This window comes from Streptomyces sp. Z423-1, from assembly GCF_013009255.1.
Classification (GTDB): Bacteria; Actinomycetota; Actinomycetes; order Streptomycetales; family Streptomycetaceae; genus Streptomyces; species Streptomyces gossypiisoli.
Window position 1 is genome coordinate 6,084,124 of sequence record NZ_CP053109.1, and the last position, 19,746, is coordinate 6,103,869.

Consider the following 19,746-nt stretch of genomic DNA (forward strand, 5'->3'; position numbering starts at 1 on the left):
GCCCCTCTGCAGAACGCCCCGCGTCTTGGAGCATTCACTCCGTGACAGCCTCGGCGGGGGATACGGGTGTCAGCCGGGTCGGCCACACCTGCGGCTCTAGCCTGCGTGTTTCACTTGCCACTGTGTCCGGATCTTGAGCGGGAACGCGAAAGTGCCTTCTGAACTGGGACGATGAGGCTTGTCCAAGGTCTCCGTCGTTCCAGCAGGAAGGTGCACATTACCGGGTCGCGCCCCAAGCTCGTCATCTCGGCCGACGGGCGCGGGGTGGTCAACCACGCTGGGTCCCGCCTGCTGGCCGATCTCGCCGATGCCATCGGCCTGACCGCATCCTTCACCGACGCGCTGCGCCGGCTGCGGCCACGCGGCACCGGGCACGCCCCGGGCAGGATCGCGGTGGATCTGGCGGTGATGCCCGCCGACGGCGGCGAGGCCATCACGGACCTGGCTCTACTGCGCGATCAGGCCGAGGTGTTCGGTCCGGTGGCCTCCACTCCGACCGCCTGGCGGGTGCTGGCCGGCATCGATCCTGCCGCCCTCGCGGCACCGCGGCCCACGCGGGCGGACGCGACCTTGCGGGCCTGGTCCTGGACATCGACGCCACACTCGTCACCTGCCACTCCGAGAAGGAGCAGGCGGCGGCCACGTATAAACGCGGTTTCGGCTACCACCCGCTGCTGTGCTTCCTGGACAACACCGGAGAAGCCCTGGCCGGAGTGCTGCGGCCGGGTAATGCCGGGGCCAACACCGCCGCCGATCACATCGCCGTCCTCGAGCAGGCCCTGGCCCAGATCCCCGACGCCCACCGCCACGGCACCGACATCCTCATCCGCACCGACAGCGCCGGAGGCGCGAAGGCATTCCTGACCCACCTGCGCCGCCTGCGCTCGCACGGCATCCACACGTTCTTCTCGGTTGGTTGTCCCGTCACCGAACCGCTCTGCCGCGCGATCCGTGCCTTGCCTGAACACCTCTGGCATCCCGCGCTGGAGCAGGACGGCTCCCTGCGCACCGGCGCGGAGGTCGCCGAGCTGACCGGCCTTGTGGACCTGGACGGCTATCCCGAGGGCACACGGATCATCGTGCGGCGTGAGCGCCCGCATCCCGGCGCCCAACTGTCCCTGTTCGACCTCGACGAGGGCATGCGCCACCAGGTCTTTCTCACCGACACCCCGTACGGCGAAGGCTCATTGCAGCACCTGGAAGTACGCCACCGGGCGCACGCCCGCGTCGAGGACCGCATCCGCTGCGGCAAGAGCACCGGCTTCGGTCGCTTCCCCTCGCGGCACTTTGCCATCAACACCGCCTGGCTGGAGTTGTCCCTGACCGCCCTCGACCTGCTCGCCTGGATGCGCACTCTGGGGCTGGAAGGCGAACTGGCCACCGCCGAGCCGAAGAAGCTCCGCTACCGGCTGCTGCCCGCAGCTGCCCGCATCACCCGCGGCGCTCGCCGCCTGCACCTGCGGATCTCCACAACCTGGCCCTGGCGGAACGAGCTGACCAGCGCATTCGCCCGCCTCACGGCCCTGCCACGGCCGGCCACCTGAACCGCGGCACTGTCCCTGACCACCCACGACCCGAGGAACCCTGGAGAACCCGACCCGCGCGTCGGGCCCCGGCCATGCCCGCCCGGCCACGAGCAACCGAAACCACCACTTCACCCGATCTCCGACCAGCTCAACCACGCGAAGCGAAAAGGGGAGGCGGTGTGCTGTTCGGGCAGGTTGGTGACGCGGCTGGCTGGGGTTTGGCCGCGGATGCCGGTGTGGGGTCGGTGGTAGTTGTACCAGTCCAGCCAGTCGGGAAACGCGGCCTGCCGTTCGGTCTATGAGGTGTAGGGCCGGTGGTAGGCCCATTCGTCGAGCAGGGTGCGGTGGAAGCGCTCGACCTTGCCGTTGGTCTGGGGCCGCCAGGGCCGGGTCCAGCGGGGACTGATGCCCAGCTCGCGGCACGTGTCGCGCCAGGTGTTCTTGGTGTAGGCCCAGGCGTTGTCGGTCAGGACCCGCTCGACGGCGACGCCGCGTGCGGCGAACCAGGCGGCAGCGCGTTGCAGGAAGGCGGCACAGGTGGCGGCTTTCTCGTCGGGCAGGTCCTCGGTGCAGGCCAGGCGGAGTGGTCGTCGAGGGCGGTGTGCAGGTAGAGGTAGCCGCGGCCGGTGCGGGCCTGGTTCTTGCGGCCGGCCGCGCGGCCGAGAACCTTGTGGCCGCCGCCGTCGGGGATGCGGCCGAGTTTCTTCACGTCGATGTGGACCAGCTCGCCGGACCGGTCGCGTTCGTAGCGGCGCACGGGTTCGCCGGTGGCCCGGTCCAGGTGGGCAAGGCGGGCCAGGCCGTGACGGTGCAGGATGCGGTGGGCGGTGGAGGCGGTGATGCGGCATCGGGCGGCAAGCCGCAGCGGTCCGATGCGGTGCTTTCGTTGCAGGCGGACGACCTGCTGCTCGACCGCGGCCGGGGTGCGGTGGGGCTGATGGTGGGTTGGCTGGAGCGGTCGTGCAGGCCTGCTGTCCCGTGCCGGCGGTAGCGCTCCGCCCAGCGGGCGGCGGTGGTGTGGCTGACCTGGAAGCGTTCCGCGGCCCGGCGCAGCGGCCAGCCGTCCTCCACGACACACCGAGCCAGACGCAGCCTGCCGGTCACAGTCAGCGGGGCGTTACGGTGGAACAACGAGGGCCTCCTGGCAGCCGGTTGTAGATCTCGCAATCCACACCGAACCCAGAGGCCCTCACCTCATTCAAGGACCACTCAAGGCGTGTTGCCTGTCACCAACGTCCCCGGACAGCACACCTAGGGCCTCGCGGTGGCCGTCCCGCACATCGGGCACCGCCGCCTGCCGGCCTGCGCGGCCAGGGTGCCGAGGGCCTGCTGCATGGCCAGTTCCACGGCGGCGGGTACGAACAGGGCTCCGGTGCCGTCGGGTGGGACCAGCCAGCGCAGACGCCCTGCCGCCCGATGCGGCGCGGGCACCGTGATCCACCCGCCCTTGCCCAGATAACGAATGTCCGAGCCGATCCAGTTGCCTGGGGGATGAGGAGACAGAAAGAAGCCCACCCGGCGGGCGGCGGCGTCCGCGAGCACAGGACCGGGCGACGGTGTGAGACACAGCACGGCGTCGAGGGTCAACACGCCCAACTCCTCAGGGACACTCAGCACGTCCCAGAACCGTCCGCAAGCCAGCATCGCGATGCCGGACTCTCCGCGCCACTGCCGCTTGCAGGCCCGTGGGTTGGGCGCTGCGGCGGCCAGCCATTCCATTGCCTGCTTCACGGCTCCATGCATGGTGATCCCTCCGTGATTCGTTGGCTCGCGCGGTGATGCACTTCCCCCTAGGTGCCAGGGTGGTCGGACCCGGCCCATTCATGCTGGTAGTTATTTCTGTTTCGCGGAAGGGGTGGCGAACCATGGCGATTGCATCCGGAGTGTTCGCGTAGGGAACGAGTGTTCCCTACGGCCTTTTCGTGGCCCCGAAATGGGCGCCCGGCCCCGGAGTCGGCATGTGCCGACAGGGGCTGAGACCACGCCACCGCCGTCAACCACGGCCGGGAGGGCGGCGGATCGCCGATCTCCACTCCGGCGAAGCCTGGCCGATGCCCGTGACAGCTTCATCATCGGCGACGCCGTCGCGCGACGCCTCGCACTCTCCTGTCCGTCAAACTCGCCGACGAGACGGTCGTATCCCCTGTCACTGGTGCGAGTCCTGGACCTGCGCACCGAGCACCCGGTCGTCCAGCGCCTGCTGGACCAGAGCGGCTCCGCGTCCCGCTGTGATCGGAGGATCCACAGCGGGACGGCAATGGCGACCACCCTGACGAGGAAGCACTGCCCGACCGGAACCGCCGGGCTCCACGCGGTACGGAGCGCGGACATTTCGCAGTCGGGGCTGAACCGACGGGGCCGCCCCCGGGGAGGCCGGGTGCCGGGTCAAATTCTGACAGCCCACTTCGAGGAGGGCGAGGCGTATCGGTGCCGAGGAGCGTTCTTGTGGGGCGCCCGGGTCAACGTGATTTGACGCACCAGTTGCTGGAAACACGTCAGTGCCGCAATCGCCGGAAGCGCCGCAGCGGAAATACCGGTCAGTGTCTTTGGTGCCTGGGTGATGCACAGCAGCATGGCCACACCGGAGAAGAACAGCACCACGCCCCATGAATGTGCGGCAAGCGGCTCGCGTCGGAGCTCGCAGTGGAGTTGGTTGCCACCTCGCGCAACGGGTCGTAGGCAACGATGCCACTCAATACGCTGACCATGGCGACGGCGAGGCTCACCACCGCGGCGACCAGGAAGCTGGCGATCTGCAACAGCGGCAAACCACGTTCTGTGTTTCCGGACGCGGCGGCTGCGCGGCACGCTGCTCGCGCTCACGGCGGCGGGCGGCCTGCTGCTCACCGGCTGCGGCGCGAGCGACACGGAAGGCACCCACTCCGCCGCGGACTGCGGCGACCACGACTCGGGCTTCCCGGTCCCGCTGCCCGCTCCCGAGCGCAGCCGGGGCACGGGCGAGCAGGGGAAGGCCGAGGACGCTTGGAAAGCCGCTCCCGACCACCTGTCCACCATTGCCCTCGACGTCGACACCGCCTCGTACGGCTACGCCCGCCGAGCCCTCGCCGAGGGCCGGCTGCCCGAGCCGTCGAGAGTCCGCCCCGAGGAGTTCGTCAACAGCTTCGGCCAGGACTACGAACGCCCCGACGGCGACGGCTTCACCGTCACCGTGGACGGCGCGCGCACTGACGAGGAGGACTGGTCCCTGATCCGTGTGGGACTGGCCACGCGGACCGCCGGCCAGACCGGCGAACGCCCGCCCGCCGCCCTGACCTTCGTCATCGACATCTCGGGCTCCATGGCCGAGCCGGGCCGCCTCGACCTCGCGCAGGAGTCCCTGTCCGTGATGACGGACCGACTGCGCGACGACGACTGCGTCGCAATCGTCACCTTCGGCGACGAGGCCGAGACCATCCTGCCCAGACTCGCCTCGACGGCCACCGCGACGAGGTCGACCAGGCCGTCGACAGCCTGGAACCCACCGACTCCACCAACCTCGGTGCGGGCGTCGAGACCGGCTACGCCACCGCCGTCGAAGGACACCGCGAGGGCGCCACCAACCGGGTCGTCCTGGTCTCCGACGCCCTCGCCAACACCGGCGACACCGACCCGGACGCGATCCTGGAGCGGATCGTCACGGAGCGCCGTGAACACGGCATCACCCTCGTCGGCGTCGGCAGCGACTGGCGGCGCCTCACGGAACACCTCGCCGACAGGCGACGGTCACACGGTGTACGTGTCGAGCACCGAGGATGCCCGCGAGATCTTCTGCGAGCAACTCCCGCGCCACATCGACCTGACAGCCCGCGACGCCAAGGCCCAGGTCGCCTTCGACCCGGAGACGGTCGCCGAGTTCCGCCTCGTCGGCTACGACAACCGCCGTGTCGCCGACGACGATTTCCGCGACGACCGCGTCGACGGCGGCGAGGTCGGGCCCGGCCACACCGTCACCACCCTGTACGCCGTGCGCACCAGGCCGGGCGCCGAAGGCCACCTCGCCACCGCCACCGTCCGCTGGGTCGACCCCCGCACCCGCGCCCCGCACGAGGAGTCCGGAGACGTGGAGACCGGCGCCCTCGGCGACTCCCTCTGGACCGCCTGCCGAGGCCTCCAGGTCACGGCCATGGCCGCCTACTTCGCCGACGACCTCCGCGCCACCGAGCGCACCGACGACCTGGCCACCAGGACGGAGCACGAGGACATACGGCAGCTGGCTGAGGCGATCGGGACGGTGAGCCGCCTGAAGTGATTCTGCCCCACTGACCCCGCCCCATTGAGGCTCTGCGCTCGACCGACCCGCAGATCCACTTCACGCAGTGGTCCATGCGGAAGACGTCCGCGGCAGCCTGCGCGAAGACCGCCCGACGGCTTGGACTGGGGCACCACACCGTGCGCTGCTGGGCCACGGTGCGTTCGCAGGCAGGACGCCCGGCTGGCACGGACGACCCAGCACTACGGCAACTGACCACCTTTGACCATAAAGCCATTCAAAGCGATCATCTAGGGTACGAGTCTGAGGAGCCTGTTGGGTGAACCCGGCCCGACGTTGCGCAGGGCTCCGGTTGTGGCCCCGCTGACGAGAGCGCTGCGTACGGTCCCCGGACCAGCGGTGGGGTGCGAGGTGAGGTAGACGGCCGCTGCTCCCGCGACATGAGGGGCCGCCATCGAGGTGCCGGAGAGCGTGGCCCTCGCCGTGTCGCTGGTGTGCCAGCCGGCGGTGATCCACGAGCCGGGGGCGAACATATCGAGCACGGAACCGTAGTTGGAGAAACTCGATCTGGTGTCCAGCCAGGTGCTGGCCCCCACGGTGAGGGCGGACCCCACCCGGGCGGGTGAGAAGTAGGCCGCATTCACGTTCGAGTTGCCGGCGGCCACCGCATAGGTGACACCGGAGGCGATGGAGTTCCTCACTGCGGTGTCCAGCGCCCTGCTGGCGCTGGCGCCCAGCGACATGTTGGCGACCGCGGGCCCGACACGGCGCGAAGTGACCCAGTCGACGCCCGCGACGACGTTGGACAGGGTGCCGACCCCACTGTTGTTCAGCACCCGGACCGACACGATCCTGGTGAGTTTCGCCACGCCGTACGTCCTGCCGGCGACCGTGGTGGCGACGTGCGTGCCGTGACCGTTGCCGTCGGAGGCGACGACGTCACGGTCGACAAAGTCGTAGCCGTACCTGGCGCGCCCGGAGATCTCCGTGTGTGTGATGCGCACTCCCGTGTCGATCACGTACACGGTCGCGGAATTGCCCGCCGTGTTCGGATAGGTGTACGTCCGGCTCAGTGGCAGGCGGGCCTGGTCGATTCGGTCCAGGCCCCATGGCGGGTTGATCTGGGTTGCGTTGAGGCGGACCTCCTGGTCCTGCTCGACGAACTCGACGGCCGGGTCCTCTGCCAAACTCCTCGCTCCGGAGGCGCCGACACGGACGGCGTAGCCATTGAGCGCTGCGTCGTAGGTCCGGTCCACCGTGGCGCCGTACTTGGCCGCCAGTAGTTCGCCCTGCGTCGAGTTTGCCTTGAATCCCGCGGACTCCTTCAGTACGACGATGTAGCTGTTGTCGACGGCGTTGGGGGAGTTCTCGTGCAGAATCCTTCCGGCAGCCGGGGCTGCTTCGACGGGCAGGGCGGTACCGCACCCGATGGCGATCGTCGCGGCCGTCGTGGCGATCGCCGCGACGATCCGCCGCCGGACGGTGAACGTTTCTCGCATCCTGAAGAGCCTTCCTCGGGTGGACCCGTGACGGTGTTCGCTGATGCTGCTGATCCGAGGATGACCAGACGGTTCTTCATCGAAGTGCGGTGTTGGTACTTTTCACCTTTTTGGCTATTGATTGCCATCTGCGTGCGACCTCTGTGCCGCGGCACTTCGTCGACCGTGGGTCCGCTGTCAACACACTCCACGTGCCGGGTGCGCCAGTGGCGGGTGACAGTGCAAGGCGCTCCGCGACAGTGGATGCATGGCACCGTGCCAGAGGTGATGACCGCGCGCGGCTGCGTACCCGGGGCCCGACCCGGTCGCGTGACATGTGACGACGACTCCAGGGCTGCGGATTCACGGAGACCACTGCCGCCGTCGTTCCGCCGCTCGGCCTCCGCCCGGCGCGGTCGGCTTCCCGTCGGTTGCCCGCCGACATCCCTCGGAGCTGGTCTCCGAGGTCACACGGGCGCCGAGGTCCAGAAGCCCGGGGACTGCAATCAGGCCGTCCTGCCACGCGGAGTGGAGGGCGAGTTCAGCGACGCGTGTGTGGAAGCTGACGCTCCCGCAAGGCAGCCAAGCCACGGGACGCGAAGACGGTCACCCGAGTGGCGGATCCGGTTGTCACCCATGCGGCTGCGCTCTGTTGCGGGACTCTTACAATCCGTGGTCACATCTTCCCCCAAAGGCGCTTAAGGAACATTTGGCGCCACGATTGAGCGGTCGGCCGCCTATGGCGGTCGGCCCGATTGACATCATGGAGAACCAATGCCTCATCGCATGCTCCGTTCGGCGGCCACCGCCCTGCTGGCTTCCGCACCGCTTGTCGCCGCCGTGCCCGCGCAGGCCGCTCCCCAGCAGGTCTTCCCCTGTGACGTCAGCCTGCAGAAGCTCAGCAACAACACGACCACTGTGATCAGCGCCAGCTTCACCTGCAGCCAGGACCTGAGCGTCAGTGTGAAGATCGCCGCGGGCGACATCGTGTTCGTGAACGTTCAGAAGGCCGTTCGGACCGGTGTTCAGGAGAGCGTCACGGTCGCCGTTCCCCGCACCACCGCGGAGGTCTGCGCCACGCTGAAGGCCGGCGATCAGAGCACCGAGGTCTGCTCCTGACGGTACTCCCTCACCGGCACCCGTCTGATGGAGATGGTCGCCGCCGCCCAGTCCGCGATCCGCAAGGTCTGGGTGGACGGCGGCCACCGCCGGAACCCCGTCGGGCATGGCCCGGCATCGGTACTGAGGTTCCCCTCCTACTGTGGAGACCGTGACCGGAGGGATAGTTGGGGTCATGCCATCGGCCTCTACGATGCGGAGTTCCGCGAGGGGGCGGTACGGATCGTGATGGAGACCGGGAAGCCGATCCCGGAGGGGCCGCAGATTTGGGTATCCACTCGGGGACCTTGCACAGTTGGGTGTCGCGGGCGAGGCGTAACGGGTCGCCGTCGTCGGACCGGCCTGTGGCCGGTCGTGTCCCTTGACGTGGTGTAGGCGATCAATCGTCGGTCGTGTTGGTGGTGTTGGGGAGTGCGGGGGCGCTTTCGCCGGCTTCGGTGGGGTAGATCTGGTCCATGCTGCCTTCGGGTAGGTAGCGGCGGGGGAAGGCGATCCACTCGTCGTGCATCTCGAAGAGCACGGCGGTGACCAGTCGGAGGAGAGCGTCGTCGTTGGGGAAGACCTGGACGACATCGACGCGGCGTTTGATCTCGCGGTTGATCCGCTCCAGCGGGTTCGTGGACTGAATCTTCTTCCAGTGCCGTTCCGGGAAGGCCGCGAAGGCGGTGAGGTCGTCCTTGGCGTCCAGGAGCATCTGCTTGACCTGGGGAAACTGTGCGCCCAGCATGTCGGCGACCGTGTCGAGCTGGTTGCGGACGGCGTCCTGGTCGGGCTGGGCGAAGATGGTGCGGATCGTCGCGGCGACCATTTCCGCGGCGTCCTTGGGGATCACGCCGAAGACATTGCGCAGGAAATGAAGCCGTAAAGAATCAACCCGTTGCTTTCATAGGACAAGATCGTTGCTCTGGTATGAGCTTCGCCGCCGACGTTCTGGATCAGCTTGCGCTGCGGTTCCAGGTCGTCTTGCCGCATCTGAACGAGCGTCAGCGGCGTCTGATGCTGGCCCAGGAGGCTCGACTGCTCGGACACGGTGGGGTACGGGCCGTTGCGCGGGTGGCCGGGGTGAGCGAGAGCACGGTCCGTAACGGCGTGTTCGAGCTGGAGGCCGGTGGGGATCCGCTACCGGACGGCGCCGTCCGACGTCCCGGGGGCGGCCGCAAGCCCGCCGAGGAACAAGATCCTTCCCTGGTTCCTGCGTTGCTGAAGCTGGTGGAGCCGGACGAGCGGGGTGATCCGATGTCGCCGCTGCGCTGGACCACCAAGTCCCTGCGCAACCTCGCAGAGGAGCTGACCCGGCAGGGTCACCCGGTCTCCGCTCCGACCGTCGGGCGGCTTCTGAAAGTGCAGGGCTTCAGCCTGCAGGCCAGCGCCAAGACGCTGGAGGGCAAGCAGCACCCCGACCGGGACGCGCAGTTCCGCTATATCAACGAGCAGGTCAAGGAGCACCAGTCCAGCGGCCAGCCGGTGATCAGCATCGATGCCAAGAAGAAGGAGCAGCTGGGCCAGCTGCCGAACCCCGGGCGGCAATGGCGCCCTGCCGGCGATCCGGTGCAGGTGGAGGACCACAGCTTCTACTTCATCGGCCCCGACGTCGACGTGGCGATACCCTTCGGCATCTACGATCTGGCCCACGACAGCGGCTGGGTGAACGTCGGCACCGATCACGACACCTCGGTGTTCGCCGTCGAGTCGATCCGCCGCTGGTGGCGGGCCCGCGGGCGGATGGACCACCCGGATGCCGACAGACTGTTGATCACCGCGGACTGCGGAGGCTCCAACAGCTACCGCTACCGGCTATGGAAGGCCGAACTCGCCGCGTTCGCCGCCCAGATGGGTCTCACGGTGACCGTCTGCCACTTTCCGCCGGGCACCTCGAAATGGAACAAGGTCGAGCATCGGCTGTTCTCCCACATCACCATGAACTGGCGTGGCAGGCCCCTGACCAGCCACGAAGTCGTGGTCAACAGCATCGCCGCGACCCGCACCCGCACCGGCCTGCGCGTTCACGCCGAGCTGGACACCGGGACCTACCCGGTGGGAATCTCCGTCAGCCGCGAGCACCTGCGCTCACTCCCGATCACACCCCATGACCAGCACGGATCCTGGAACTACACGATCACCCCGGCTGGCGCCGCCAGCAACTGCGCGGTCAACACGAGCGATCGGGACCAGAGCAGGTTGCGGGTCCTGGCGATGCTCGCCGACCCGCGCCTGAGCGGCATGACCTCATCAGAGCTGGAGGCACTATGCGCCCGGCTGGCCCCTGCGCAAGCCGCCCAGGCCGAACAGCGCAAATTCCAGCAGCGCGGCGGCCGCCGTCTGAAGGCCCCCGGAGCACACGGCAGGCCCCTGCTCTCGAACGCCGACCGCATCCTGGTCACCGTGATCTATCTGCGCCGTGTCTGCTCCCAGAAGGTTCTGGTCGACCTGCTCGCCATCAACCCGGTCACGATCGGCCAGGTCATCGGCGAGACCCGCACACTCATAGACGCGCAGAAGATCACCGTCTCGCAGACCGCACACTACTTCTCCTCCGCCCAGGAACTACGCGACTGGGCAGAAGGTGGTGCGACCACCAGCCGAATGGATCTCTCACAGACCCTGTCCCACCCCGCACTCACCGGCATGCCCCGCCCGGACTTCCAGGCGCTGATCGACCGGATCACCGTGCCCTACCAGGCCACGATCGAACAACGTCGGCATCGCAAACGCGGCGGCGGCCGGCGCCCAGGAACCCGTGGCGGCGTCTTCCGTCAAAAGATCACTGACGCTGACCGGATCCTGGCGACGGTCCTTTCCCAGCGAAACCTATGTGACCAGCAGACCCTGGCCGACTTGTTCGGTGTCAGCCGCGGCACCATCCGCAACGCCATCGAGGATGTCCGTCCCCTCCTCGAACAGGACCCGTACATCCCAACGCTCGCCGAACGACGTTTCACCACGGCCGCCGACGTACTCGCATCCGTCACAAGAGACAGCGAAACACCATGTTGAATCCTTACGGCTTCAATGAACCCGGCAGCGCTGGTAGGCCGCGCCGATCATGACCTTGCGGATCGCCTTGACCAGGCCCGAGTGGTGATCGCCCAGTACGAGTCGGACACCGCCCAGACCGCGTTCGCGCAGGTGACGCAGGAACTGGGTCCAGAACACCTCGGTCTCGCTGTCGCCGACCATCACTCCCAGCACCTCGCGGCCGCCGTCCTCGGTGATGCCGGTGGCGATCACCACGGCCCGCGAGACGATCTGGTGCGCGACCCGTGCCTTGCAGTAGGTCGCATCGAGGTAGACGTAGGGAAGCGGGTGTGGTCCAGGGGCCGGCCGCGGAACGCGGTCAGCTGGGTGTCCAGGTCCGCGCAGATCCGTGAGACCTCGCTCTTGGAGATCCCGCTGTCCGCACCCAGCGCCTTGACCAGGTCGTCGACCGAACGGGTGGACACTCCGTGCACGTACGCCTCCATGATGACGGCGAACAGAGCCTGGTCGATGCGGCGGCGACGCTCCAGCAGGCTCGGGAAGAAGCTGCCCGAGCGCAGCTTGGGTATGGCCAGGTCCAGGTCACCGGCCTGCGTAGTCAGCGTCTTGTCGCGGTGCCCGTTGCGCAGCGCGGTGCGTGTCTCGGTGTGCTCGTTCCACTCCGCACCGATCCTCGACGTCGCCTCGGCCTCGATCAGCTCCTGCAGCATCCGCTCGGCCACGAAACGGACGAGTTCGAGTCCGTCCGCCGAACGCAGTGACTCCAGCAGCCGAAGTAAGTCATGCTGGGACAGGGCCATCATGCACCTCCTGGTTGAACTGGCCGTTTACCAGGGAGAGTTGCATGGTGGCCCGCCTGCCGGGCAGGGAGCGGAATCCCTATCGACACACGCCCCGGGGCGTACGCCCCAACGTTGATCGGCTACACCACGAAGCGGGACGCCATCCTGTGGCCGAGCCGCCGGGTGGCCGTCTGTGGGAGAGTGAACGCGCCGAGTTGGAGCGGCTACGGGCCGAGGCGAGGGACAAGGGCAAGCGCATCCGCGAGCTGGAGATGGAGCGTGATGTGTGCAAGCGATTTGTGGCCTTGTGGGTGAAGTAGCTGACGCGGACCCGGTCGTTGCCGTCGGGGTGATCAGCAGCTGCAAGGCCGAGCAGAAGATTCCATACCGCATCGCCTGCCGGGCTCTGGGTGTGTCCGAGTCGTGGTTCTACAAGTGGCGGGAGCGGCTTCCGACCGCGCGAGAGACGCGCCGGCAGCGCCTGGCGGAGGACATCGAGGAGATCTTCCGCGGCTCGGGCGGCACCTAGGGATCGCCGAAGGTGTTTGTCGAGCTGGTGCGGCGAGGTTGGCGGGTGTCTGTGAATACCGTCGCGAAGCTGATGGCCGAGCTCGGTGTGGCCGGACGCCGGGTCCGCCGGCGCCGGTCGGTGACCAGGCCGGGCAAGCGGCTCGCAGCCCCGGATTTCGTGAAGCGGGACTTCACCGCCGAGGAACCCGACCTCGTCTGGGCAGGCGACATGACGGAGATCGACACCGGTGAGGGCAAGCTCTACCTCGCCACTGTCATCGATTTGTTCTCCCGGCGCCTGCTTGGTTACGCGATGGGAACCCGGCACGACGCCGAGCTGGTGGTGGCCTCACTCAACGTGGCCGCGGCCACCCGTGGAGGCGACGTCCGTGGCGTGATCATGCACACGGACAGGGGCAGCGAATACTGCTCCCGGAAGTTGCAGCGGGCCTGCCGCAAGCTGGGCATCACCCAGTCCATGGGCAGAGTCGGCTCTTGTTTCGACGGTGAGGATGGGGTCACCGCCGCAGTGGTGGCCTGACCCTTGTTACGACCGACCCTTCGGGTGTCCTGGCTGTTGATCTGTCGGTCACTGCTGCGGCGGGCTCGTTGCGGGCCGCCGGCCGCGCGGGCAGTGACCGAATAGGAGCCTGCTCCACCAGGCGCTCGTCACAGTCCTGTCCTCCCGCCCGGCCGACGGTCTCGCGCTGACCGCCGCTTCCGGGAGGGGAACGGACAGCCATGACCAGCATCCTGCAGGCCGAGCCGATCGGGAAAGTCGTCATCGGAGTCGACACCCACAAGTACGTGCACACCGCGGTCGTTGTCGACGTCGTCGGCGGCACCCGGGGCAGCCTCAGCGTCGCCGCGGACCGCGGCGGATACGAACAACTCACCCAGTGGGCTGCCCAGTTCGGACAGATCCTTGGCTTCGGTGTCGAGGGCACCGGTTCCTACGGCGCCGGACTCGCTCTCACCTGCGCCGACACGGCCACAAGGTGATCGAGGTCAACCGGCCCGACCGCAGAGTACGCCGCCGGCGCGGCAAGTCCGACCCCATCGACGCCGAGAACGCCGCCCGGGCAGTCCTTGCGGGAACCGCCACCGCGACACCGAAGAGCGCCGCGGGCACGGTGGAGATGATCCGTCATACCAAGATCGCCCGTGACACGGCGGTGAAGTCCCGCACGCAGGCCATGGTCACCCTCAAGGCACTGATCGTCACCGTCCCCGACGAGCTGCGCGAACAGCTCCAGGGTCTGCCGAAGATGACCCTCATAGACCGATGCACGGGGCTGCGGCCCGGGCCGGTCACCAGCGTGCCGGCCTCGGCCCAAGCGGTCCCTGCGCGCGCTGGCCCGCCGCCGGCTCGCCCTTGACGAGGAGATCAAGGACCACGATCGGCTCTTGGGCGAGCTCACCCGCCAGCAGGCTCCCGAGTTGGTGGAAGCGTTCGGGATCGGTGCGGACACGGCCGCCGAAGTCCTGGTCGTGGTCGGCGACAATCCCGAACGGATCCGCTCGCAGGCCGCGTTCGCCAAGCTCGCCGGCGTCTGTCCCGTTCCGGCCTCGTCCGGCAGGACGGACCGGCACCGGCTCAACCGAGGAGGGCATCCGCAGCTGAACTCCGCGCTCTACCGGGTCGTGATCGTCCGCATGCGCTTCCACCAGCCGACCATCGACTACGTCGCCCGGCGCACCAGCGAGGGCAAGACGAAAAAGGAGATCATCCGCTGCCTCAAGCGGTACCTCGCTCGCGAGATCTACCAGATGGTCAAGGCAAACTCCGAGCGTGCCAAGGCCACTTGACAAACTATAGGAGCGTCAACGCCGTGAGCGAGGCGTTCAACAGCGTGCTCAAGGTCGAGTGCGTCCACCGGCACACCTTCCGCACCCGCACCGAGGCCCGCATCAAGATCGCCACCTTGATCACCGACTTCTACAACACCGGGCGGCTACACAGCGTATGCGGGTTCAAGAGCCCGATCGACTATGAACGTGACTACCGGGCCACCCTCGCCGAGGGACTGGCCGCATAGATCGTCTCCACGCTGCGAGGGGATAGACAGGTCGGTACCCTTGGGGAAGTACTGGCGCAACAGCCCGTTGGTGTTCTCGTTCGTGGCCCGCTGTCAAGGGGAGTGCGGGTCCGCGAAATAGACCGGCAGCCCGGTCTCGACCGTGAGCTGGGCATGAGCGGACAGCTCCTTGCCGCGATCCCAGGTCAGTGAGCGGCGAAGCTGGTCGGGCATGGTGGCCATCGTGGTGGCCAGGGCATCCTTCATGGCCACGGCCCCGTAGCCGCCCAGGGCGGGGCCGTTCTTGGTCCGTGGGATGGTGCCGTGACCCTCGGCCCGCGGCAGGTGAACGAGCATCGTGTAGCGGGTCGTTCGTTCCACGAGCGTGCCGATCGCCGACCGGTTCAGCCCGATGATCAGGTCTCCTTCCCAGTGGCCGGGCACGGCGCGGTCGGCCGCTTCGGCGGGCCGCTGGCTGATCACCAGCTCTTCGGTGACGTGGCCGCCCGGCTTGTTGCGGGTCCTTGCCCGGGGAACGCGCAGGGCGCGGCCGGTGCGCAGGCAGGCCACGAGCTCTCGCTTGAGGCCGCCGCGGCTCTCGACGTAGAGGGACTGGTAGATCGCCTCGTGACTGATGCGCATGGACTCGTCCTCAGGAAAGCCGATCTTCAGTCGGGCTGAAATCTGCTCCGGGCTCCAGGCGTTCGCCCACCGACGATCGCCGCGATGGGGCTTGTTGCGCCCCTTCCACTCAGGCACCTGTGGCCCGGGAAGCGCCGTGCCGTCCGGGGCTCGTATCACGCCCAGCAAGCGGTCCTGGACATACTTCCGCAGCCGCTCGTTCCCGGCCAGCTTCGCCTCCTTCGGCCGCCCGGCCACCAGGTCGGCCTTCCACTGCGCGACCGAGGCGCGGTACTCGAGCTTGCCCCCACGTGTGGCCGCGTTGCGCCGCAGTTCCCGGGAGATCGTCGAGGGTGCCCGGCCCAGCTGTTTGGCGATCTCCCGTACCCCGGCACCTTGCACGCGCAGCAGAGCGATCTCTTCCCGCTCGGCGAACGAGAGGTAGCGGCCCGAGACAGCAAGATCGATCTGCGGCATCCCGCCAGCATGCCGGAACCACCGTGTGCCCACCGCCGGCGCTGCCCCGACGGCGACGGCCGCATCCTCACTGGTCAGCCCCTTGGCGATCTCACGTCAGAACAGTCGCTCGACCTCCCGCCGCGTCGAGGGCCGCCCCGGCGACTTCATCGGCGACCGCCCTGTCAATTCCGTCATCCAACCCGCTGGCCGTCCTACAACACACCCCTCTGATCAGGAGTGTTGCAACGACTGGTTGAACCCAGGCAGTACCCATCGCGTGAATTCGCAGACTCATGCGGCGAGTTGGGTGCCACCCCGTCCATGGGCGCGGTCGGCACCTCCGCCGACAACGCCGCCTGCGAGAGCTTCCATGCCACCCTCAAGCGGGAGACGTTTCGCGGCGCCCACTACTACCCGGGCGCGGAACTCAGCCGACGCACCGTCTTCCGGTGGCTCACCCGCTACAACACCCGCCGCAGGCACTCCGCCAACGGACACCTCAGCCCCGTCGACTACGAACACCAGCATCAGCAGCAGTTCGATAAGCTCACGCTGGCCTCATAACCACCCGAACGCGTGTCCACTTTCGCGGGGGGAGGCCCTGACCTCGCACGGGGCGGCGAATCACCGCCCCGTCACGACGCACCGGGCAAGTGTGCGCCATCTACCTGCGCATCTTGACCACCCTGGCCTGACACTCCGTGTCTTCCGCGCCAGCCCTGCATCGGCGTCCGCTTGATGTGCGGCCACAGGTTGCTCAGTCGCCGTCCGCGCCCAGAATCGCGTCCAGCTGGGCGTCGACGTTCTCGGGCGCGCGCAGCGGCAGAAAGCCTTGATGTTCTCCGTCCGGGTGCGTCATAACCACCTGTCATCAAGGACCTCGGCCCGATGTGCGGGCCACGGGTGAAATGCGCCCCACTGACCGCGCAGTCGGGCGGGGATTCGAAAACAAACCCTGGGGATTCTGTAGTTCGTATCATCTGTCACCGGGGGGGCCATGTGGATGAAGTTCCAGGCCCACAGGCGTTCTGAGTTGGTGGCTGCTTCGGCGTTGAGGCAATATCGGTTTCGTCCTTCCCGCCGGGAAGAAACAGAAACGGAGATACAAATGCGCAAGTCCATGAAGCGCGGTGCTGCGTCGACCCTCGCGGCGGTGGCCATCCTCGCGGGTTCCGCCTCGGTTGCCAGCGCCTCCGAGGGCGAGTACCAGCTTGAGGGCGACGGGCCGGGTATTGTCATCATCAACGACAACGAGAACACGAACAGCAACACCAACACCAACGAGAACACCGCCACCGCCACTGCCACGGTCACCCTTCCGGCCCCCGAGCCGGCCCCCGAGCCGGCCCCCGCCCCCGCGGCCGTTGGGGCGGCGGGCTCCGCTGTCGCTCCCACCCTCCTGGGCGTGCTGGGGCTGTGACACTGGGCTGAGCCCTCTGGAGTCATGCTGTGATCGTTCGGTCCAGTTCGGCGGTCACTCGATTCTCTCGGGGATCGTAGCCCGATCTGGAAGTGTCTTTCCCTGACGGGCGGATGAGGTCACATCCTCCTCTGCCGAGGGAGAGGTGCTCCGCTTGAGTGGCGGCGAGCTACGGCGAATGCGCGGCATCGAGCCGCGCATTTCGCTGCTTGGCAGTCGCTGGAGTAGTGGTCGGCAGGCTCTGCCCTGAGGAGCCGGGCTGCCCCGTGCCGCACCGCCGGTGATTCAACTGGGCAGCCCACGGGGTGCTGCGGGAGCCGAACGTCTGTGATCACGTCTTCCCAAGAGGTATCCAAGAGACGTTCGGTTCCTAGAGCTCAGGGCCGACCGCCTATGGCGGTCGGCCCTGTTGATACCTGAGGGAAGATGCCTCATCGCATGGTCCGTTTGGTGGTCAGCGTGTTGCTGGCTTCCGCGCCGTTCCTCGCCGCCGCGTCGGCTCAGGCCACTCTGCAGCAGACCTGGCCCGAACGCGTCGGCCGACATTCAGTACCGTGATGAACGCTGTTTGCCAATTTCATGTGTACAGGGCCATGTGGATGAAGTTCCGGGGCCCAGGGGCCTTTCAAGTTGTGTGGTCTCGCATGTCGGGGCAACATCAGTTTCGTTCTTCCAACGGGGAAGAAACAGAACGGAGATACCAATGCGCAAGTCCATGAAGCGGGGTGCTGCGTCGACCCTCGTGGCGGTGGCCCTGCTCGCGGGTTCCGCCTCGGCTGCCAGCGCCTTCGGTGAGGATGACTACGGCAACGGCGACTCCATTGTCATCGTCAACGTGAACAACAACAGCAACACCAACAGCAACACGAACACCAACACGGCCACGGCCACGGCCACGGTCCCGGCCCCGGCCGCGTGACGTAGCCGCCTTAACGGCCTGAGCCCTCTGGGCCCGGGATTTGATCGTTCGACTCCAGTCGACGGTCGGGGCCTTATCTGATTCCCTTGGGAGATCGTGGCCCGACGTGAAAGCGTCTTTCCCTCACGGGCGGATGAGGTAACATCCTCATCCGCCGAGGGAGAGACGCTTTCCATTTCCGAAGTTGTCCGTCAACGAAGAATCACCATGCCGTGGGCGACGTTCAACGTAGCGCAGTTCGGAGGGGACATGAGTGACATGGTCATCCTGCCGCGTTGCCCGGAAACGGGGAAGGCGTCTTTCCGGGTCGAACACGAGGCTCGTGTTTGGCTCATCAAGCAGCCACTGATCCAGAAGATTCCGGACCGGATCTATCAGTGCCCCGGATGCCGGTACTGGCACTTCACAGGATCCCATCATCTGACGAGTCGGAAAATTCAGTGGCGACGAAACTACGGCAGGCGTGAAGCCGCCCCCCGGCGCAGCCGCAAGAAGAGGGGGAGGAACTGACGGAGGAGCAGCCCTTGCGCTGCTCCACGCGCGGCTTCAGGTCCGTATGTGGCCGGTACGGACGACTTGTTCAACGACAAGTACAGGATCCGCAGCGCATCGGCTGGTCCGCGACGGTGGACCGTTGATGGAACACCAGCCGAACCCCGCTGCGGTACGAGTTGGCCCGGACCTATTCCGGTACCAGAGCCGGCTCTTCTCACCTATTCGAGCAGGAAGACGACCAGATTGCGACAGAACCTGAGCAGGGGAATGGTCGTGGCTGCCGCCGCGACGAGCATTTTCTCCCTGTACGGCACCCCGGCCTTCGCGGACTCGGGCTCCGAGGGAATTCCCGGGGAATCGCCCAGCGCACGGTCGGGCCGCACCGCCGAGGTTCCGGCGGACACTGCCACGCAGGCCGACGAGAGTTCCCCCGGCGTGCGTGCCGAAGGCAACGCGTCCCTTCGGTACACCTGGAGCAGTGGCCCGAACTCGCGCGGGGCGAACGGGGTTTCCGCCGGTGCCGACCGGGAGCGCGGCGATCAAGGCCGCGACCGTGGTGTCGCCCTCAACGTCAGCTACAGCTATGGCGACGAGGCCGGCTACGGTGACGACGGCGGCTACGGTGACGACGGCGGCTACGGTGACGACTCGTCCACACCGCCCACGGAGCCGCCGACGGCACCGTCCACCACCGCTCCACCGGTGACAAGGACGCCCACGGAGCCGCCGACGTCAGGGCCACACACCACTCCGCCGGCGACAAGGACGCCCATGGAGCCGCCGGCGGCCACGTCGATCGCCAAGCCCCCGACGCAGCCTCCCTCGCTCGCTGAGACCGGTAGTGAGGAGCAGGTGCTCGTGGCCTCGGGGCTCGCCGCGCTGCTGCTGACGAGCGGCATCATCCTGTACCGACAAGGCCGAGCCCACTCCCTTCGGTAGGCACGCTCCAGTCGGTAGCGCTCTCCCTGGGTGCCGGACGCGATGCGTCCGGCACCCAACTCGTGTGTGCCCAGCATGGGCGATTGCTTGGGGGTGGAAGTCCCCTGGGGGAAGAGGTGGTGCTGACCCCGAGCCGGAGGCAAGGGCGTCATCGTGAGGTGGGGTCTGGAGGAAGCCCGAGGCGAGACCTGGGTACCGAGGAACACGAACCGTGTACGAGGCGTACTGGTCGGGTGAGCCTGCACGAGAAGGTGAAGCCCGTCACTGCCAAGAG

Annotated in this window: 14 protein-coding genes and 7 pseudogenes; 14 read left to right on the top strand and 7 right to left on the bottom strand. The window is 67.5% G+C overall.

Features of this window, described 5'->3' with window-relative positions; genetic code table 11:
* Positions 1-171: 171 nt before the first annotated feature.
* Positions 172-1,544, top strand: a pseudogene (locus HJD23_RS27365) (IS1380 family transposase).
* A 110-nt stretch (positions 1,545-1,654) separates the two neighbouring features.
* Here HJD23_RS27365 and HJD23_RS27370 read toward each other — a convergent pair.
* The 3 genes and pseudogenes from HJD23_RS27370 to HJD23_RS27380 all read right to left on the bottom strand — a co-directional run bounded on the left by HJD23_RS27370 (position 1,655) and on the right by HJD23_RS27380 (position 4,127).
* Positions 1,655-2,657, bottom strand: a pseudogene (locus HJD23_RS27370) (IS481 family transposase).
* Positions 2,658-2,777: 120 nt separating this feature from the next.
* Complete coding sequence (locus tag HJD23_RS27375; protein ID WP_171116506.1) at positions 2,778-3,269, bottom strand: hypothetical protein; 492 nt, start codon at positions 3,267-3,269, stop codon at positions 2,778-2,780.
* 642 nt (positions 3,270-3,911) lie between these two features.
* A complete protein-coding gene (locus tag HJD23_RS27380; protein ID WP_171116504.1) occupies positions 3,912-4,127 on the bottom strand; it encodes a hypothetical protein in 216 nt (71 codons plus the stop codon).
* Between the two features lie 175 nt (positions 4,128-4,302).
* On the opposite strand from HJD23_RS27380, the pseudogene HJD23_RS27385 reads away from it, so the two are divergent.
* Positions 4,303-5,775, top strand: a pseudogene (locus tag HJD23_RS27385) (von Willebrand factor type A domain-containing protein).
* A gap of 251 nt (positions 5,776-6,026) precedes the next feature.
* Here the strand turns inward: HJD23_RS27385 and HJD23_RS27390 are convergent.
* Positions 6,027-7,235 (bottom strand): S8 family peptidase, encoded by a 1,209-nt coding sequence (locus HJD23_RS27390; protein ID WP_171116503.1) that lies wholly within the window; start codon positions 7,233-7,235, stop codon positions 6,027-6,029.
* A gap of 753 nt (positions 7,236-7,988) precedes the next feature.
* On the opposite strand from HJD23_RS27390, the gene HJD23_RS27395 reads away from it, so the two are divergent.
* Entirely contained in the window at positions 7,989-8,333 is a 345-nt protein-coding gene (locus tag HJD23_RS27395) for a hypothetical protein (protein WP_171116501.1), read from the top strand.
* 379 nt (positions 8,334-8,712) lie between these two features.
* On the opposite strand, the pseudogene HJD23_RS27400 reads toward HJD23_RS27395, so the two are convergent.
* A pseudogene (locus HJD23_RS27400) lies at positions 8,713-9,195 on the bottom strand (transposase); the annotation flags it as partial.
* Positions 9,196-9,242: 47 nt separating this feature from the next.
* Here HJD23_RS27400 and HJD23_RS27405 point away from each other — a divergent pair.
* Positions 9,243-11,327 (top strand): ISAzo13 family transposase, encoded by a 2,085-nt coding sequence (locus tag HJD23_RS27405; RefSeq protein ID WP_171116290.1) that lies wholly within the window; start codon positions 9,243-9,245, stop codon positions 11,325-11,327.
* Positions 11,328-11,342: 15 nt separating this feature from the next.
* Here the strand turns inward: HJD23_RS27405 and HJD23_RS27410 are convergent.
* Positions 11,343-12,109, bottom strand: a pseudogene (locus tag HJD23_RS27410) (IS256 family transposase); the annotation flags it as partial.
* A gap of 289 nt (positions 12,110-12,398) precedes the next feature.
* On the opposite strand from HJD23_RS27410, the gene HJD23_RS27415 reads away from it, so the two are divergent.
* The 6 genes from HJD23_RS27415 to HJD23_RS27430 all read left to right on the top strand — a co-directional run bounded on the left by HJD23_RS27415 (position 12,399) and on the right by HJD23_RS27430 (position 14,640).
* On the top strand, positions 12,399-12,620 hold the full coding sequence (locus HJD23_RS27415; RefSeq protein WP_171116499.1) for a hypothetical protein: 222 nt from the start codon (positions 12,399-12,401) through the stop codon (positions 12,618-12,620).
* Between the two features lie 12 nt (positions 12,621-12,632).
* Positions 12,633-13,142, top strand: a complete 510-nt coding sequence (locus HJD23_RS27420) for an IS3 family transposase (RefSeq protein ID WP_171116496.1) — start codon at positions 12,633-12,635, stop codon at positions 13,140-13,142.
* A gap of 200 nt (positions 13,143-13,342) precedes the next feature.
* On the top strand, positions 13,343-13,603 hold the full coding sequence (locus HJD23_RS44120; protein WP_240980824.1) for a transposase: 261 nt from the start codon (positions 13,343-13,345) through the stop codon (positions 13,601-13,603).
* The gene (locus HJD23_RS44125) at positions 13,600-13,980 is read left to right on the top strand and encodes a hypothetical protein (RefSeq protein ID WP_240980825.1); all 381 of its coding nucleotides are present in this window, start codon (positions 13,600-13,602) and stop codon (positions 13,978-13,980) included. The genes HJD23_RS44120 and HJD23_RS44125 overlap by 4 nt, the downstream gene beginning before the upstream one ends.
* 28 nt (positions 13,981-14,008) lie before the next feature.
* Positions 14,009-14,410, top strand: coding sequence for a transposase (locus HJD23_RS44130; protein ID WP_232108071.1), 402 nt, complete (start codon positions 14,009-14,011; stop codon positions 14,408-14,410).
* Positions 14,411-14,433: 23 nt separating this feature from the next.
* Complete coding sequence (locus HJD23_RS27430) at positions 14,434-14,640, top strand: IS3 family transposase (protein ID WP_171134082.1); 207 nt, start codon at positions 14,434-14,436, stop codon at positions 14,638-14,640.
* 24 nt (positions 14,641-14,664) lie between these two features.
* Here HJD23_RS27430 and HJD23_RS27435 read toward each other — a convergent pair.
* Positions 14,665-15,894, bottom strand: a pseudogene (locus tag HJD23_RS27435) (IS30 family transposase); the annotation flags it as partial.
* 69 nt (positions 15,895-15,963) lie between these two features.
* On the opposite strand from HJD23_RS27435, the pseudogene HJD23_RS27440 reads away from it, so the two are divergent.
* The 4 genes and pseudogenes from HJD23_RS27440 to HJD23_RS27455 all read left to right on the top strand — a co-directional run.
* Positions 15,964-16,263: pseudogene (locus tag HJD23_RS27440) on the top strand (integrase core domain-containing protein); the annotation flags it as partial.
* A gap of 544 nt (positions 16,264-16,807) precedes the next feature.
* The gene (locus HJD23_RS27445; protein WP_171116490.1) at positions 16,808-17,119 is read left to right on the top strand and encodes a hypothetical protein; all 312 of its coding nucleotides are present in this window, start codon (positions 16,808-16,810) and stop codon (positions 17,117-17,119) included.
* 703 nt (positions 17,120-17,822) lie between these two features.
* Positions 17,823-18,038 carry a hypothetical protein gene (locus HJD23_RS27450; RefSeq protein ID WP_171116488.1) on the top strand — a complete coding sequence of 72 codons (216 nt, stop codon included), beginning with the start codon at positions 17,823-17,825 and terminating at the stop codon, positions 18,036-18,038.
* A gap of 768 nt (positions 18,039-18,806) precedes the next feature.
* The gene (locus tag HJD23_RS27455; RefSeq protein ID WP_171116485.1) at positions 18,807-19,472 is read left to right on the top strand and encodes a hypothetical protein; all 666 of its coding nucleotides are present in this window, start codon (positions 18,807-18,809) and stop codon (positions 19,470-19,472) included.
* Positions 19,473-19,746: the final 274 nt, after the last annotated feature.